The sequence below is a fragment of the Nonomuraea sp. H19 genome, assembly GCF_052068215.1.
GTDB lineage: Bacteria > Actinomycetota > Actinomycetes > Streptosporangiales > Streptosporangiaceae > Nonomuraea.
This window is the reverse complement of the sequence record NZ_JBQHCV010000004.1, coordinates 290,650-306,550: the sequence shown is the minus strand read 5'-3', so window position 1 is coordinate 306,550 and position 15,901 is coordinate 290,650. Positions and strand designations below refer to the sequence as shown.

17 protein-coding genes are annotated in these 15,901 nt (G+C 69.3%); 4 read left to right on the top strand and 13 right to left on the bottom strand.

Annotation, left to right across the window (positions count from 1 at the left end):
• The first annotated feature begins 4 nt into the window (after positions 1–4).
• Complete coding sequence (locus ACTMTI_RS10760) at positions 5–1,861, top strand: DUF3352 domain-containing protein (RefSeq protein ID WP_441120029.1); 1,857 nt, start codon at positions 5–7, stop codon at positions 1,859–1,861.
• Between the two features lie 74 nt (positions 1,862–1,935).
• Here the strand turns inward: ACTMTI_RS10760 and ACTMTI_RS10755 are convergent, their stop codons facing one another.
• From ACTMTI_RS10755 to clpS, 5 genes are all read right to left on the bottom strand, one after another.
• Entirely contained in the window at positions 1,936–2,883 is a 948-nt protein-coding gene (locus ACTMTI_RS10755; RefSeq protein WP_441120028.1) for a PLP-dependent cysteine synthase family protein, read from the bottom strand.
• 1 nt (position 2,884) lies between these two features.
• The gene (locus ACTMTI_RS10750) at positions 2,885–3,157 is read right to left on the bottom strand and encodes a MoaD/ThiS family protein (protein WP_441120026.1); all 273 of its coding nucleotides are present in this window, start codon (positions 3,155–3,157) and stop codon (positions 2,885–2,887) included.
• A gap of 280 nt (positions 3,158–3,437) precedes the next feature.
• Positions 3,438–3,839 (bottom strand): Mov34/MPN/PAD-1 family protein, encoded by a 402-nt coding sequence (locus ACTMTI_RS10745; protein WP_441120024.1) that lies wholly within the window; start codon positions 3,837–3,839, stop codon positions 3,438–3,440.
• 9 nt (positions 3,840–3,848) lie between these two features.
• On the bottom strand, positions 3,849–4,373 hold the full coding sequence (locus ACTMTI_RS10740) for a DUF2017 domain-containing protein (RefSeq protein ID WP_441120022.1): 525 nt from the start codon (positions 4,371–4,373) through the stop codon (positions 3,849–3,851).
• A 19-nt stretch (positions 4,374–4,392) separates the two neighbouring features.
• Positions 4,393–4,686 (bottom strand): ATP-dependent Clp protease adapter ClpS, encoded by a 294-nt coding sequence (gene clpS, locus ACTMTI_RS10735; protein WP_441120020.1) that lies wholly within the window; start codon positions 4,684–4,686, stop codon positions 4,393–4,395.
• 46 nt (positions 4,687–4,732) lie between these two features.
• Here clpS and ACTMTI_RS10730 point away from each other — a divergent pair, with 46 nt between their 5' ends.
• Positions 4,733–6,016, top strand: a complete 1,284-nt coding sequence (locus ACTMTI_RS10730) for a nicotinate phosphoribosyltransferase (RefSeq protein ID WP_441120018.1) — start codon at positions 4,733–4,735, stop codon at positions 6,014–6,016.
• A 15-nt stretch (positions 6,017–6,031) separates the two neighbouring features.
• The gene (locus tag ACTMTI_RS10725; RefSeq protein WP_441120016.1) at positions 6,032–6,601 is read left to right on the top strand and encodes a nicotinamidase; all 570 of its coding nucleotides are present in this window, start codon (positions 6,032–6,034) and stop codon (positions 6,599–6,601) included.
• Between the two features lie 16 nt (positions 6,602–6,617).
• Here the strand turns inward: ACTMTI_RS10725 and ACTMTI_RS10720 are convergent, their stop codons facing one another.
• The 7 genes from ACTMTI_RS10720 to ACTMTI_RS10690 all read right to left on the bottom strand — a co-directional run bounded on the left by ACTMTI_RS10720 (position 6,618) and on the right by ACTMTI_RS10690 (position 14,405).
• The gene (locus tag ACTMTI_RS10720; RefSeq protein ID WP_441120015.1) at positions 6,618–6,995 is read right to left on the bottom strand and encodes an STAS domain-containing protein; all 378 of its coding nucleotides are present in this window, start codon (positions 6,993–6,995) and stop codon (positions 6,618–6,620) included.
• Between the two features lie 166 nt (positions 6,996–7,161).
• Positions 7,162–8,919: a DEAD/DEAH box helicase gene (locus ACTMTI_RS10715; protein ID WP_441120013.1), complete on the bottom strand. Its 1,758-nt coding sequence runs from the start codon at positions 8,917–8,919 to the stop codon at positions 7,162–7,164.
• Between the two features lie 124 nt (positions 8,920–9,043).
• Positions 9,044–10,003: a hypothetical protein gene (locus tag ACTMTI_RS10710; protein ID WP_441120012.1), complete on the bottom strand. Its 960-nt coding sequence runs from the start codon at positions 10,001–10,003 to the stop codon at positions 9,044–9,046.
• A gap of 83 nt (positions 10,004–10,086) precedes the next feature.
• The gene (locus tag ACTMTI_RS10705) at positions 10,087–11,469 is read right to left on the bottom strand and encodes an MFS transporter (protein WP_441120011.1); all 1,383 of its coding nucleotides are present in this window, start codon (positions 11,467–11,469) and stop codon (positions 10,087–10,089) included.
• A 26-nt stretch (positions 11,470–11,495) separates the two neighbouring features.
• Entirely contained in the window at positions 11,496–12,386 is an 891-nt protein-coding gene (locus ACTMTI_RS10700; RefSeq protein ID WP_441120009.1) for a zinc metalloprotease, read from the bottom strand.
• A gap of 78 nt (positions 12,387–12,464) precedes the next feature.
• Positions 12,465–12,725: a DUF3039 domain-containing protein gene (locus tag ACTMTI_RS10695; RefSeq protein ID WP_441120007.1), complete on the bottom strand. Its 261-nt coding sequence runs from the start codon at positions 12,723–12,725 to the stop codon at positions 12,465–12,467.
• A gap of 84 nt (positions 12,726–12,809) precedes the next feature.
• Entirely contained in the window at positions 12,810–14,405 is a 1,596-nt protein-coding gene (locus tag ACTMTI_RS10690) for an MFS transporter (RefSeq protein ID WP_441120005.1), read from the bottom strand.
• Between the two features lie 155 nt (positions 14,406–14,560).
• Here ACTMTI_RS10690 and ACTMTI_RS10685 point away from each other — a divergent pair, with 155 nt between their 5' ends.
• The gene (locus ACTMTI_RS10685; protein WP_441120004.1) at positions 14,561–15,187 is read left to right on the top strand and encodes a TetR family transcriptional regulator; all 627 of its coding nucleotides are present in this window, start codon (positions 14,561–14,563) and stop codon (positions 15,185–15,187) included.
• Here ACTMTI_RS10685 and ACTMTI_RS10680 read toward each other — a convergent pair.
• Complete coding sequence (locus ACTMTI_RS10680) at positions 15,184–15,762, bottom strand: YqgE/AlgH family protein (RefSeq protein ID WP_441120002.1); 579 nt, start codon at positions 15,760–15,762, stop codon at positions 15,184–15,186. The two genes, ACTMTI_RS10685 and ACTMTI_RS10680, sit on opposite strands and share 4 nt — an antisense overlap.
• Between the last annotated feature and the right edge of the window lie 139 nt (positions 15,763–15,901).

Sequence of the window (15,901 nt, the reverse complement as noted above, 5' to 3'; positions counted from 1 at the left end):
AGTGATGTCTGCGAATAATCCCCCATATGGCCAGGATCCCGACCGAACTACGGCGTACAACTGGAACCAGGGGCAGCAGCCGGAGAACCCGTACCAGCCCGGGCAGCCGTACCCTCCGCAGCAGCCCTACCAGCAGTCCTACGGCCAGCCTCCGCAGGCGTCGCAGGGTGCGCATGGCCAGCAGCCGCCGTACAACCCGCAGCCCGGCTACGGGCAGCAGCCCTCCTACGGGGCGCCGTACGGGCAGCAGGGCCAGCCGAACCACCAGCAGCAGGGTCAGGGCGGCTGGCAGCAGGAGCAGTTGCCGCAGGGCGGTTGGCAGCAGCAGCAGGACCAGTACGGACAGCAGCAGTATGGGCAGCAACAGCAGTATGGGCAGCAGGGTTGGCAGCAGCAGGGTCCCGAGGGCTTCGGCCCGGCGCAACCCGCCAAGAAGGGCCGCAAGGGCTGGGTGATCGCGGCCGCCGCCTCGCTCGCGGTGATCCTGCTCGGCGGCGGCGCGGTGTGGGCCGTGGGCGCCATCGGCGGCGGCGGCACGCAGCCGAACGACGTCCTGCCCGCCAACTCGATCGCCTACGCCCGCCTCGACCTGGACCCGGCCGCGAACCAGAAGCTGGCACTGTTCCAGCTGGCCAGGAAGTTCACGGTCACCAAGGACTCCTTCACCGGCGAGGACCCGCGCAAGGCGCTGTTCGACACCATCAACAAGGACGCCGACAGCAAGGTCGACTTCGCCAAGGACGTCGACCCGTGGCTGGGCAGCAGGATCGGCTTCGCCGCCGTCCCCTCCGGCAAGGATGAGCCCGACTTCGCGGTGGCCGTCCAGGTCAAGGACGAGGCGCAGGCCAAGGCCGGCATCGCGAAGCTGATGGACGGCGACAAGTACGGCATCGCCTTCCGCGAGGACTACGCCATCCTCACGCCCACCCAGGCGCTGGCCGACAAGTACGCCCAGGCCGAGGGCAGCCTGGCCGACAACGCCGAGTTCAACGACGACATGGGCGCGGTCGGCGAGCAGGGCGTGCTGTCGTTCTGGGCCGACATGGGCGGCCTCATGGAGCTGGCCAAGAAGGAGATCCCTGCCAGCCAGCAGGCAGCCCTGGACCAGGTCAAGGACGCGAGGTTCGCGGGCGCGCTGCGCTTCGACAGCGCCTACGTCGAGCTCGCCGGCACGGTGCGGGGGGTCAAGGCGATCACGCCGCAGGGCGAGCTGCCCAAGGCCAATCTGGGCACCCTGCCCGCCACCACGGCCGGTGCCGTGTCGATCTCCGGCCTGGGCGATGCCGTCACCAAGCAGTGGGCCCAGATCGACAAGCAGGCCGCGGCGGTCGGGGCCGAGGAGATCAAGCAGCTCATCGAGCAGAGCAAGACCAAGTTCGGCCTGGACCTCCCGGCTGACCTGGCCACGGTGTTCGGCCAGAACTTCACGCTCGCGGTGGACAGCCAGGGCCTGGACAGCAACGCGATCAAGGGCGGCGTGCGGATCGTCACCGACCCGGCCAAGGCGCAGGCGATCCTGGACAAGGTCCAGCAGGCGCTGACCGCCGGCGGCCAGCCCGCTCCCCAGATCGCCAAGGTGGCCGGTGACGGCGTCTTCACGGTGGCGACGACGGACGAGTACGCCAAGAAGCTGGCCGGTGAGGGCACGCTGGGCGACTCGGAGACGTTCCAGACGGCGGTCGCCAACGCCGACGACGCGACGACCGCGCTCTTCGTCGACCTGGACAAGATCGAAAATCTCTACCTCAAGTCCATGCAGGGCGACGAGAAGGCCAACCTGCAGGTGCTGAAGGCCATCGGCGTCAGCGGCACGCAGACCGACACCGAGTCGACGTTCTCGATGCGGGTCCTGTTCAACTAGACACCACGGTGCTCAGCACCGACACGAGAAGGGCGGCCGGTTCACCGAACCGGCCGCCCTTCCGCATGCAAGTCTCAGGCCCAGAGCTGGCCTTCGAGCCGCTCTTCCGCCTCCTCCAGGGTGCCCTCGTAGGCGCCCGTGGACAGGTATTTCCAGCCGCCGTCGGCCACCACGAACACGATGTCGGCCTGCTCCCCCGCCTTGACCGCCTTCGCGGCCACGCCCAGCGCCGCGTGCAGCGCGGCCCCGGTCGAGACGCCGGCGAAGATGCCCTCCGCGGTCAGCAGCTCGCGGGTGCGCCGCAGCGCGTCGGCCGAGCCGACCGAGAAGCGCGTGGTCAGCACGGACTCGTCGTAGAGCTCGGGGATGAACCCCTCGTCCACGTTGCGCAGCCCGTACACCAGCTCGCCGTAGCGCGGCTCGGCGGCGACGATCCGCACGCCGGGCACCCGCTCGCGCAGGAACCGCCCCACCCCCATCAGCGTCCCGGTCGTGCCGAGACCGGCCACGAAATGGGTCACGGTGGGCAGGTCCTCGAGGATCTCGGGGCCCGTGCTCTCGTAGTGGGAGCGCCAGTTGGCCGGGTTGCCGTATTGGTAGAGCATCACCCAGGAGGGATTCTGGGCGGCCAGCTCCTTGGCGACGCGTACGGCCTCGTTGGAGCCGCCGGCCGCGGGCGAGGAGATGATCTGCGCGCCCCACATGCGCAGCAACTGCCGCCGCTCCTCCGAGGTGTTCTCCGGCATGACGCAGATCAGCTTGTAGCCCTTGAGCTTGGCCGACATGGCGAGCGAGATGCCGGTGTTGCCGCTGGTGGGCTCCAGGATCGTGCAGCCGGGCGTGAGGAGTCCGTCCTTCTCGGCCTGCTCGATCATCCAGAGCGCGGGCCTGTCCTTGATCGAACCGGTCGGGTTGCGATCCTCGAGCTTGGCCCACACGCGTACGCCGGCGGACGGCGACAGCCTCGGCAGACCGACGAGAGGCGTGCGGCCGACCGAGTCGATCAGCGATTCGAAACGCATGTCACCCGCCGGCGACGGCAGGGAGGACGGTCACGGTGTCACCGTCGGACACGGGCGTGCCGAGTCCGCCGAGGAAGCGCACGTCCTCGTCGTTGAGATAGACGTTGACGAAGCGGCGCAGGCCGCCCTGGTCGACCAGGCGGTCCTTGAGACCGGGGTGGCGGGACTCCAGATTGGTGATCAACTCGTCGAGGGTGGCGCCCTCGGCGCTCACGGCCTTCGCGCCGTCGGTGTAGTTACGCAGGATGGTCGGAATGCGAACCTCGATGGCCATCGCGGTCAGTCTCCTCAGGTCAGGTCGTCGTCCCATCGGCAGCAACGCCGACGGCTGAATGCGGATTCCTGGACACCGAAAGAAGCCTGCTCATCAGACTGCCGCCCGGCCGTCGTGCCTTTCACGACTTCAGGCGCGCACGCCGCTCCCCGTGGTGGACCGCTGAACGCGGCCCGCCGCAGCGGCCAGTCCGCTGAGCAGATGCCTCATCAGCGACGACAGTCGTAGACGACGACAGCCGGAGTGTGCGCGAAGAGGAAGCTCTGCACCGGCCGGACCTTCATGGGAGAAACCTTACCTCTTCCTCGGTAATCACTCCGTCGAGGATCCGGTAGGAGCGGAACTCCGCCTTGTCCTCGTCCCTGGTGGAGACCAGGACGTAGTGCGCGTTGGGCTCGGAGGCGTACGACACGTCGGTGCGCGACGGGTATGCCTCGGTCGCGGTGTGGGAGTGGTAGATCACGACGGGTTCCTCGTCGCGGTCGTCCATCTCCCGCCAGACGCGCAGCTGCTCCATCGAGTCGAAGCGGTAGAAGGTGGGCGAACGCTCGGCGTTCTCCATCGGGATGAATCGCTCGGGAACGCCGTTCTTGCCCGCGATCACGCCGCATGCCTCATCGGGGTGGTCCGCGCGGGCATGGGCGACGATCTTGTCAGCGAGTTCCTGCGAGATCGAGAGCATGCCCGGAAATTACCAGAGGGCCCGGACCAGGCTGTCCTGGAGGTAGGTCAGCCAGTCATAGGTGACGTAGGCCGGGTATCTGGGGTCGTCCTCGGACATCATGGCGATCTCATCGTGAACCTCTTCGGTCACCTCGAGCTTGGTGCCGAGCGTGAGGCGTATGTCGTTGAGCGCGCGCAGCCACGCCTGCGCCTGCTCGGGCGTGAGCTCGGCGCGCCCGGACCTGGCCGTGTCGAGCACGGTCTGGGCGTCGGCGCGCTTGCCGTCGCGCAACGTGGCCTCGGTGTAGCGGCGGAACTCCGTGGCCTCCTGCTCGTCCTCGTACGCCGACGGGAACAGCCGCGCCAGCACCGGATCGGACGGCGCCTCGCCGCCCCCGATGCCGAGCGCCCGCTCCAGCGGATCGTCGCTGGTCTCCCCCGGCGACACCAGGCCGAGCATCATCGAGACGAGCGAGCGCAGCAGCGAGATCTCCGCGGCCTCGAACCGCGTGACGACCCCGCCCTTCTTGCCCGGCGAGAATCCCGAACTCACCCGCACCTCTTCACGTGCTTCACTTGACCGAATCCGGCTGGAGCGTCGCCCACAGGCCGTAGGAGTGGAGAATCTGCACATCGCGTTCCATCTCTTCGCGCGTGCCGCTGGACACGACGGCCTTGCCCTTGTGGTGCACGTCCATCATGAGTTTTTCGGCCTTCTCCTTGGTATAGCCGAAGACCGTTTGGAAGACGTAGGTCACGTAGGACATGAGGTTGACCGGGTCGTTCCAGACGATGGTTACCCATGGCAGATCGGGCCGGACGTCCGATGACGGACGCTCGACGGCGAATGGAGCGGTGGTACCCACATCCCCGAGTCTGCCCTATCTGGGCCGTAGTCTTCGAGTCGTGACAATGACCATGAGCACTGCGTTGCTTACAGATCACTATGAGCTGACGATGCTGCAGGCGGCCCTGCAAAGTGGTGCGGCACATCGGCGCGCGGTCTTCGAGGTGTTCGCCAGGCACCTGCCAGGCGGGCGGCGTTATGGGGTTGTCGCCGGGACTGGACGTGTCCTGGACGAGCTCGAACGCTTCCGTTTCGGTGACAATGAACTCACCTATCTGCGTGAGCACGGAGTCGTGGACGAGCCCACCCTGGCGTTTCTCGCCGATTACCGGTTTTCCGGGAACATCTGCGGCTACCTGGAGGGCGACCTCTACTTCCCCGCCTCCCCCATCATGATCGTGGAGGGCACCTTCGCCGAGGCCGTGGTCCTGGAGACGCTGATCCTGTCGATACTCAACCACGACTGCGCGATCGCCTCCGCCGCCTCCCGCATGACCAACGCCGCGGGCAAGCGCCCGCTCATCGAGATGGGCTCGCGCCGCACGCACGAGGGCGCGGCGGTGGCCTCCGCGCGGGCCGCGTACCTCGCCGGATTCGCCTCCACCTCCAACCTGATGGCCGGGCACATGTACGGCATCCCCACGGCCGGTACGGCGGCGCACGCGTTCACGCTGCTGCACGACTCGGAGCGGGCGGCGTTCGAGGCCCAGATCGCCTCCCTCGGCCCCGAGACGACGCTGCTGGTGGACACCTACGACGTGCCGGCCGCCGTGCGCACCGCGGTGGAGCTGGCCGGGCCGAAGCTGGGCGCGGTCCGCATCGACTCCGGCGACCTGTCCGCCGCGGCGCAGGAGGTGCGCGAGCAACTCGACGCGCTCGGCGCCTTCAACACCCGCATCCTGGTCACCTCGGACCTGGACGAGTACGCCATCGCCGCGCTGGCCGCCGCCCCCGTGGACGGCTACGGCGTGGGCACCTCGCTGGTGACCGGGTCGGGAGTGCCCACGGCGGCGCTGGTGTACAAGATGGTGGCCAGGGAGACGGCCACCGGGAAGCTGGAGGCCGTGGCCAAGCGCTCGGTGGGCAAACCGTCGCGCGGCGGCCGCAAGGAGGCGTACCGGCTGCTGGACGACGCCGGCCACGTCGAGGCCGAGCTGATCACCACCGGCGGCCCGGTCCCCGAGGGCGGCATCCCCCTCCTGTACGAGCTCGTACGCGACGGCGCGGCCGTCGGCAGGGAACCCCTGTCCGCCGCCCGCGAGCGCCATGCCAGGGCCCTGGCCACACTCCCCCAGGAGGCCCTCCAGCTGGGTAGAGGGTATGCGGCGGTGCCAACGGAGTTCGTCTGACGTAGGGTGCAGCTCATGGGCACCGCGTTAATCATCGTCGATGTGCAGAACGACTTCTGCGAGGGTGGCAGCCTGCCCGTGGCGGGCGGGTCCGCGGTGGCCGCGGCGATCACCCGCCACGTGGCCGAGCACGGCTATGACCATGTGGTGGCGACCCGCGACTACCACATCTCGCCCGGCAGCCACTTCTCCGAGACGCCCGACTACGCCACCAGCTGGCCGCCGCACTGCGTGGCGGGCACGCCGGGGGCGGACTTCCATCCGTCGTTCGACGTGTCGAAGGTGGAGGAGGTCTTCAGCAAGGGCGCGTACACGGCGGCGTACAGCGGATTCGAGGGCACGTCCGGCGACGATGTGACGCTCGCCGAGTGGCTCAGCCAGCGCGGGGTGCGCGAGGTGGACGTGGTCGGTATCGCCACCGACTACTGCGTGCGGGCCACGGCGCTGGACGCGGTCAAGAACGGGCTGGCGGTGCGGGTCCTGCTGGACCTGACGGCCGGGGTGGCCAGCGCCACGATGGAGGCGGCGCTGGCGGAGATGAAGGAGGCCGGCGCCACCTTCATGGGCGCACCCGCGGTCGGTTGATCGTTCCCGGCACCGCCTACGATTTGGCCACCGCCAGCCGGACCGCGTCGTCGAACCTGGCGAAGACCTCGAACGCGTGCCGCAGCCCGGTGATCGACAGCACCCTGGCCATGACCCCCTGCACCCCTCCGAGCAGCAGCCGGGTGCCCCTGGCCTCGCACCGCTGCAGGACGCTGACCAGCTCGTTCATCCCCATCGAGTCGCAGAACGCCACCCCGGCGAGGTCCAGGATCAGGAAGGGACGCGGGGGCAGGTCCCAGATGTGCTGCATGTGCTCTCTCAGCACCGGCAGCGCATTGACGTCGAGTTCGCCTTCGAGCCTGAGGATGATGGCGTTTCTAGAGAGGCCAGAAGTAACGCTGAGCGTCGCCTTTCCGTTGGCCCCAGCTGACATGGGCGGAGTCCTTCTGTGCATCTCGAGACAACCAAGAGTGTTGTTGCCGCTTCTGCCGAGCTTCTAACGGAAGGCCACGCCTCTGTGACCAAATGCGCATAGGTCGCGGCGGGTGGAAGGACCGCCTGCGCGCAGCGCTGAGGGCAACGCGCCGCGCGCGATGGCACTAGCGGCGCTGGGTGGCCCAGCGGCGGATCATTTCGATCCGCTCCTGGATCTGCTCCGCCGTGGCCTGGGCGATCGGCGGGCCGCCGCACGCGCGCCGCAGCTCGGAGTGGATGACCCCGTGCGGCTGCCCCGTGCGGTGGTTCCAGGCGCCCACAAGGCCGTTGAGCTCCCGCCTCAGCTCCGCGATCTGCTCGTGCGGCGCCAGCGTCTCCCGTGGCTGGTCGGCGACCGCCTGCTGTTTGCGCTTGGCGGCCTGCTGGTCGGACTGCCGCTTGCGGAGGAGGGTGGCCACCTGGTCGGGCTCCAGCAGCCCGGGCAGGCCGATGAAGTCCTCCTCCTCGGCCGAGCCGATCTCGGCTCCCGTGCCGAACTCGCCGCCGTCGAACAGCACCCGGTCGAACGTGGCCGAGGTCTCCATCGTCTCGAACGGGAGCTCGTCGCCGACCACGTCGGGACTGTCCTTCTGACGCTGGGCCTGCTCCAGGAGCGCGTCATCGAGGCCGTCCTCGGGAGGCCGCTTGTTGAGCACGTGGTCGCGCTCCACCTCCATCTCGTTGGCCAGGCCCATGAGCGTGGGGACCGAGGGGAGGAAGACCGAGGCCATCTCGCCGCGCTTGCGGGCCCGGACGAAGCGGCCCACGGCCTGGGCGAAGAAGAGCGGGGTCGAGGTCGAGGTGGCGTAGACGCCCACGCACAGCCGCGGGATGTCGACGCCTTCGGAGACCATGCGCACGGCGACCAGCCAGCGGTCCTCCGAAGCGGCGAACTGCTTGATCTTCTTCGACGCGCCGGGGTCGTCGGAGAGGACCACCGTGGCGCCCTCACCGGTGATGTTGCGCAGGTGCCGGGCGTAGGCGCGGGCGGTCTCGTGGTCGGTGGCGATGACCAGGCCGCCCGCGTCCGGGACGCCCCGGCGCACCTCGGTGAGGCGGCGGTCGGCGGCCTGCATGACCTGGCGGATCCAGTCGCCCTTGGGGTCGAGCGCGGCCCGCCACGCCTGCGAGAGCTGGTCCTTGGTGAGCGGGGTGCCGAGCGTGGCGGCGATCTCGTCTCCGGCGCGCGTGCGCCACTTCATCTCTCCTGAGTACGCCAGGAAGATGACCGGCCGCACGACCCCGTCGTCGAGCGCGGGGCCGTAGCCGTAGGAGTAGTCGGCGACGCTGCGTTTCAAGCCCTCCGTGTCCTCCTCGTAGGCGACGAAGGGGATCGGGTTGTCGTCGGACCTGAACGGCGTCCCGGTGAGCTGGAGCCTGCGGGCGGCGGGCTCGAACGCCTCGCGCACGCCGTCGCCCCACGACTTGGCGTCGCCCGCGTGGTGGATCTCGTCGAAGATGATCAGCGTCTTGCGCGCCTCGGTCCGCGCCCGGTGCAGGGCGGGGTGCATGGCGACCTGCGCGTACGTCACCGCGACCCCGGTGTAGTCGCGCGACGTCGTGCCCTGGCTGTTCTTGAACTCCGGGTCGATGCCGATGCCGACCCGCCCGGCGGCGTCGGCCCACTGGCGCTTGAGGTGCTCGGTGGGCGTCACGACGGTGATCGCCCTGATCACCCCCCGGGCGAGCAGCTCGCTGGCGATGCGCAGGGCGTAGGTCGTCTTGCCCGCGCCCGGCGTCGCCACGGTGAGGAAGTCACGTGGCTCGTGCCTGAAGTAGAGGTCGAACGCCTCCTGCTGCCAGGCGCGCAACTTGGGCGCCGTGCCCCATGCGGCTCGGTCTGGATAGGAAGGCGAAAGGTGGGACGCGGCGAAGGTGCTCACCGCATCACCTCTGGGGTTCGTGTGCTTCGCTCTCTCACAGTGACCCAAGAGTAGACGGGGACACCGACAAGACGTGCCGTGAGCCGTGGATTCTGGCCAAGGTCTTCCCCCCGTGCTATGCGGCTTATCGGAGACTCGTCATGACGGCGTCGAGAGCCTGTCTGCGTGCGGTTTCCTCGGGTTGGAGCAGCCCGACGAGCAGGACGGCCCGGTCGCCGCGAGTGAGCAGCATCACTCTGAGGAACGCGGGCCGGTTGACCACATCCCGATATTCCGCCCTCAGTGCCCGCGTGTGGCCCCCGGGGATCTGCTTGTCCTCGACCACGCGCACGCGATCCCCTTTGAGCAGGAGCCTGGAGTACAGCTCCGCCGCCTCGGCCGCGGCCTTCCCGGCGTTCTTCACCGGCCCGGGAACCGGCCTGGCCATCACGAGACCCCCGCTCCCGTCTCTGACGACCGACGTGAACCCCGTCACCGGCGCCACCGCCCCCACGCGCCACCCTTGCGGCAACGTCGCCGTCACCCCGGCCAGCGAGTCGCTCAGCCGCCCCGTCTCCACCGGCGGCGCGGTGATCCTCGACATCACCGCGGCCGCTCCCGCGATCAGCCCCGCCCCGGCTAACAGAGCCGCCAGCACGACCGCCGACCGCCGCCACAGCTGCCCTCCCACGCGCCGGCCCGTCCCCGGGTCCACCGGGGACCCGTAGAGGCGGGCGGACGGCGGGAGCGACCGCCAGGGCGGCTGAGAGTCCTCCTCGGGCTCCAGACCGCGCTCGTGGCCAGATTCCCAGTCCGGCTCCGGCTCGGGCTCAGGGCGCCGCTCCAGGCCCCGGTACGGCTCCCGGTTGCGTCCGGCGGTCCTGCGGATCCGCGGGTTCCAGGGCTCCTCGATGTCCTCGACCTCGTCCGGATCCTCGGGCCCCAGATCCAGCGGGTGTGGCTTGCGAGGGCTCGACCGCCCCCAGCCCGGCTCCTCGTCACGGCTCGCCGGAGGCGGGCCCCACGCGGGCTCCGTGTCCTCTGGAGGAGTACGGCGATGCCGGGCGCCGGACTGCGGCGGCCAGACGCGGTGATCACCCTCCATGACACCTCCTCGTCCCGCTGTCCTATCACTCCTGGCGGCGAGGATCCGGCGAACCGTGATCGCTGTGACGGAAGGTGCGGAATTCAGCGGATGCGTCCGGCGAGCACGGCACCGCTCAGGCCGACGGCCGCCATGAGGAGCGAGATGACGACGAACCCGGTGGCGATCTCCGCGGAGGAGTGCCCGATCAGGTTGATCAGCGCCCCGCCGATGCCGATCGCCAGCGCGGACCCCAGCATGTCCGTCACCGACAGCGCCGCCGAGTTCGCCCCCTGCTCGTTCACCGGCGACTGCTTGAGCGCCGTGACGCTGATGGTGGCCATGCCGAGCCCCATCCCGAAGCCGGCCACGATCCACGCGGGCACCGCGATCCACCCGCTCACTCCGGGAATGACGGACGGCAGGCACAAGAGGATCGCCACGGTGACGCCCGACGCCCCGAGCCGGACTCTCTTGTACGGCTCCGCGGTCCGCCGGCTCTGCAGGAACGACCCGGCAGACCACCCGAGTGCCCCGGTCGTGAGCGCGATCCCCGCCTCCTTCACGGTGAAGGACTTCACCTCCTGCAGGGCCAGCGGGATGAAGGAGTTCACCCCGAAGAAGGCGGCCGAGAAGAATCCGCGCATGAGCACGGTCGTGGGCAGCCCCCGTCCGAACCGCAAAGCCTTGGGAGGCAGCAGCCGGTAAAGGCCGTAGAGCAGGAGGCCCAGCCCGACCACCGTCCCGACGGCGCCCATCACCGGCGACACGTGCAGCCGGTCCACGCCGTACAGCAGCAATCCGGCCCCGGCGGCCGTGGCGGCGGCGGCCAGCGTCATCGCGAGCGGGCGGGATCGGGGGCCGTCCGAGGGCTCCTCGTCGGCGGCAGGCCGGCGCAGCGCGGGGACGAGCATCACCAGCGCGGGCACGACCAGGGGGATGATCCCGAAGAAGACGTACCGCCAGCCCCACTGGTCCGCCACGAACCCGGCGATGGACGGCCCCACCATGGAGGGCACGACCCAGGCGGCGGAGACCGCCGCGAAGACCTTGGGCCGCATCTCCGCCGGGTAGACCCGCGCGATCATCACGAGCAGGGCCACGATCGCGGTGCCCGCGCCCAGCCCCTGCACTGCCCGCGCCACCAGGAACAGCACCGCCGACTGCGCCGCCCCGGCGAGCCCCATGCCGGCGACGAACAGCACCACCCCGGCCAGGAACGGCAGCGGGTACCCGCGCCGGTCCGACCAGAGCCCGGCCACCACGTTGGCGAACAGGCTGGCGATGAGGAAGGCGGAGAAGCTGACCCCGTAGAGGTTCAGGGCGTCCAGTTCGTGGGCGATGCCGGGCATGACGACACCGACGGACATGCCCTCGAAGGCGACCAGGGTGATGACGAGCAGGATGCCGATGCTGGCGGTGCGGTAGGCGGGGCCGAGAATCCGAGGAGGTATGTGCGGAGCGTCGAGTGCCTTCGGTGCTGTCACCCACACATCGTAATTTGTCGCACGATCTAGGCCTTCGGGGTGTGACGGTAGACCGCCCACATCTCGTGCATGCGCGTCGCCTGCCCGCGCGTGAACTCCGACATGCACCGGTCGTGGGCGTAGTCCATGAAATTGCGTACGGGGTCCTGCCCGGCCTGCGCGCAGGTGTCCTTCGCCGCGGAGCACGCCTCGGTCGGCCTGGCCTCGGCCGGGGTGTCGTCGATGCCGTCGCCGGGCGCCTCGCAGCCGTTCTCGAACGTGTGGAACAGGCCCAGCCAGTGGCCGATCTCGTGCACTCCGGTGAAGCCCCGGTTGTAGTCGCTCATCGCGCCGCCGGGCAGGCTGCGCCAGTCGATCACGACGCCGTCCATGGCGGGCGACTCGGCGTACCAGTAGGGGTAGCTGGAGAAGCCCAGCATCATCTCGCCGAGCTGGACGATGTAGAGATTGAGCGTGCCGGCCCCGCCCTGGTGCAGGGCGGTCTTCATCGCCTGCTCGTGGCCGACCGGGTCGGCGAACCAGGAGCCGTTGTCCTTGACCGAGATGCCGTCCAGCCTGAAGCGCACGCCGGTGTCGACGCCGCCGAAGGCGCCGCCGTACGCGGAGTTGAGCACGTCGATCTGGGCCTTGATCGCTTGGTCGGTGACCTTGCGCGAGCCTGCGGTGAGTACGTGCACGCGGGTCGGCACGGTGATCGTGCTGGGCGGGGTCACCCCGCCCAGCCGCCTGCCGAGCTCGGCCATGACCTTGGCCACGTCCTGCGGCCGCGGCGAGCGCGGCCGGGGCGAGAGGGGACCGGGAGCGCGCGCAGCGGAAGTGGCGCAGGCGTCGGCACGGGCGGCGTCGAGCCGGAGCGGCGGGGCGATCCCCGCCGCGAGCAGGCATGACAAAGAGACGGCGGTCACGCGCCGGGCCATCCGGTCCCCCCATGACGGTATGAGCTGGTCTGGCTACAGACCGTAGCTCTACCTGGGGGGATTACCCCTCAGCAACACTCACTGCTTGTTGTCGCCCTTGTCGCCGCCGCCCGGGGGCAGGCCCTCGTAGATCTCCTTGCACTCCGGGCACACCGGGTATTTCTTGGGGTCACGACTGGGCACCCACACCTTGCCGCACAGCGCGCGGATGGGGGTGCCCGTCACCATGCTCTCGGTGATCTTGTGCTTGTCCGCGTAGTGCGCGAACCGCTCGTGATCGCCGTCGCCGTGCGATGTACGCGGCGTGGTTTCTTGCTCAGGGAGGATCTTCGTGCTCACCCCATCGAGTTTATGCCCGTCGGCGCACGTTTCCCCACACGCCGGTACGGCCCGCGCCGCGTGGCGCGGGCCGTACCGAAGCGATCAGCCCATGTGAACCGGCGCGCCCTCGGCCTTGCGGCCGGCCCGCACGAACATCGTCAGGGCCGCGGTCAGCACCGCGACGCCGGTGCTCACCAGGAAGGCGAGGTGCATGCCGTCCATGAAGGAGTTGTGCACGGCGTCGACGATCGGCTGCGGCAGGCCGGCCGGCGCCGCGCCGAACGCCGCCGCCTTCTCCAGCCCCGCCAGCTGTGCGGGCGGGATCGCCTGGGCCGCGGGCCCGAGGTAGCCGGGCAGCGTGCTGGAGATCTCGGCGGCCATCACGGCGCCCAGGATCGCGGTGCCGAGCGCGCCGCCGACCTGCATGGCCGACTGCTGCAGGCCACCCGCGACGCCGCTCAGCTCCACCGGCGCGTTACCCACGATGATCTCCGTGGCCCCCACGAACACCGGCGAGAGGCCGAAGGCCAGCAACAGGAACGGGATGCCGCTCTCGATGAAGGAGGCGTCGATGCTGAGCTGGGACATGAGGAACATCGAGACGGCGGTGATCAGCAGGCCCGCCCCCATCGTGATCTTCGGCCCGAACCTGCCGATGGCCATGCCCGCCAGCGGCGAGGCGAAGATCATGCCGGCGCTCATCGGCAGCATGCGCAGGCCGGCCTCCAGCGGGGACAGCCCGTGCACGCCCTGGAAGAAGAAGCCCAGGAAGAACATCGCGCCGAACATCGCGAACGCGACCATCATCATCAGCACGGTGCCGATGGAGATGGAGGCGTTCTTGAACAGCGACAGCGGCACCAGAGGCTGTCGCGCCTTGCTCTGCCAGAAGATGAAGGCGCCGATGAGCACCGCGAACGCGGCCACGAAGGTCAGGGTCGTGCTGTCGCCCCAGCCCCACTCGGGCGCCTTGATGATCGTCCAGACGAGCGAGAACATCGCGCCGGACAGAAGCACCACGCCGAGCCAGTCGATCCGGGCGAACGTCTGCGAGCGGTTGTCCTTGATCAGGAAGAAGCCCATGACGAGGGCGATGACGCCGACGGGCGCGTTGATGAAGAAGACCGTCTCCCAGCTCGCGTTCTGGACGAGCAGGCCGCCTACGATCGGCCCTGCGGCGCTGGACAGGCCGATGATCGCACCCCAGGCCCCCATCGCCTGGTTGAGCTTCTCACCGGGGAACGCGCTGCGCAGCAGCGCCAGCGCGGCCGGCTGGAGCAGCGCGCCGAACAGGCCCTGCAGCACGCGCAGGCCGATCAGCGCGCCGATCGGCGTGACGCCGGGAATGACATCGGCCAGCTCGGCGCTGAGTCCGATGCCCACCGAGGAGAGCGCGAACCCGGCCACACCGATGAGAAAGACGCGCTTGTGCCCGAACAGGTCACCCAGCTTGCCCGCGGTGATCAGGAAGACCGCCAGAGCCAGGAGGTAGCCGCTGGTCACCCACTGCAGGTCGGACAGCGACGCCTTGAGGTCAGCCTGGATCGACGGGTTGGCGATGCCCACGACCGTGCCGTCGAGCATCACCATGATGACGCCCAGGCTGACCGCCAGCAGCACCAGCCACGGGTTGCCCCCCGCCCTCTTCTCCGCAGAGCCAGATGATGACGGCTCCATCACCGCCTTCGGATGAGCCATGAAGTCCCCCTCAATACACACGCCCCCACGCCGGAGGCACAGATCTCGTAAGCCTCCGGTAATTTATGGCAGACACTGACAGATGACAAATGACTTTTATTCGGCAGGGCATGACTTATGGCACACTGTGACAGAAAGGTTTCGAGGAGGTGACCGTGGTGGGACTGCGGGAACGCAAGAAGGAGAAGACGCGCGTGGCGATCCTCGACGCGGCGCTCGACCTTTTTATCGAACAAGGATACGAGTCGACCACCGTGGAGCAGATCGCGGGGGCCGCCGAGATCTCCCCGCGCACCTTCTTCCGCTACTTCACCAGCAAGGATCACCTGGTCCTGTGGTTCCACGACCATGGCGAGGAGATCATGCTGGAGACCCTGACGTCCCGCCCGCCGGACGAGCCCCCGTTCACCACGCTCATGCACGCGCTGCGTGCCGTTCTGAGCGATATGGAGGATTCAACGCCCGAGGAGTCCGTGCGGTTCCTCAAGCTGCGCCGGATCCTGGATGAGAATCCGCACCTGATCGGCCAGTCGGTGGCCAGAGGCGCGCAGACCGAGGAACGTCTCGCCGAGATGGTCGCCGCCCGCAGGGAGGCCGACGCCGGCACCGACCCGCTCTCGCACCTGATCGTCGCGTTCGCCCTGTCGACGCTGCGGGTCGGCTTCGAGTGCCCGGGCCACGACGGGACCCTGCCGGAGATCACGAGCCGCATGGCCGAGACCATCGAGCTGGCCGAGCAGTCCTTCCAGCCGGGGTGGGACCTGCGGCTGCCGGCTCGCTAGTTCATCGTCGGGTCGTCCGGGCACGTGGCCACGAAGGCCAGCTCGCCGCGCTGGCGCCGCAGCACGCGCCGCCAGAGCGAGCCGGGGTCCGCGTGGAAGGTGTCGCCGGCCTCGGAGTCGACGACGTACCAGGCGCCCTCGGCGATCTCGCTCTCCAGCTGTCCCGACGTCCAGCCCGCATACCCCGCGAAGATGCGCATCTGCGCGATCTCGCCCTGCAGGATCTCGGGCGGCGCGTCCAGATCGACCGTGCCCAGGCTGGACACGGCAGGGGTGCCCGCGTGCAGCCTGCGCCAGCCGAGCGGCTCCTCGCCGCTCGGGACCGCCGCCAGCGCCAGCGCGCTGTCGGTCTGCACCGGCCCGCCCTCGAAGAGCACCGAGGGCCCGGTCACCAAGGGATCCCACACGGGCAGCACCTGAGTCACCGAGATGTCACTCGGCCTGTTGAGGACCACGCCCAGGGTTCCGCCGTCGTGGTCGTGTTCGAGGATCAGCACGACGCTACGCCGGAAGTTGGGGTCGTCGAGAAGCGGCGTCGCCACCAACAAACCGCCGACGTAGATCGCTTCCGCCATACATCCATCATGGGGTACCGCCGGGGGTCCGCGCTCCCCCACGGGACGCATGTTACTCCCTGCGGCATTACCGGCACTTTACGCATCGGGGGTCGCCACTTGCCTTGCGCGGGCCCCGCCCGCCGGGCCTGATGGCCAA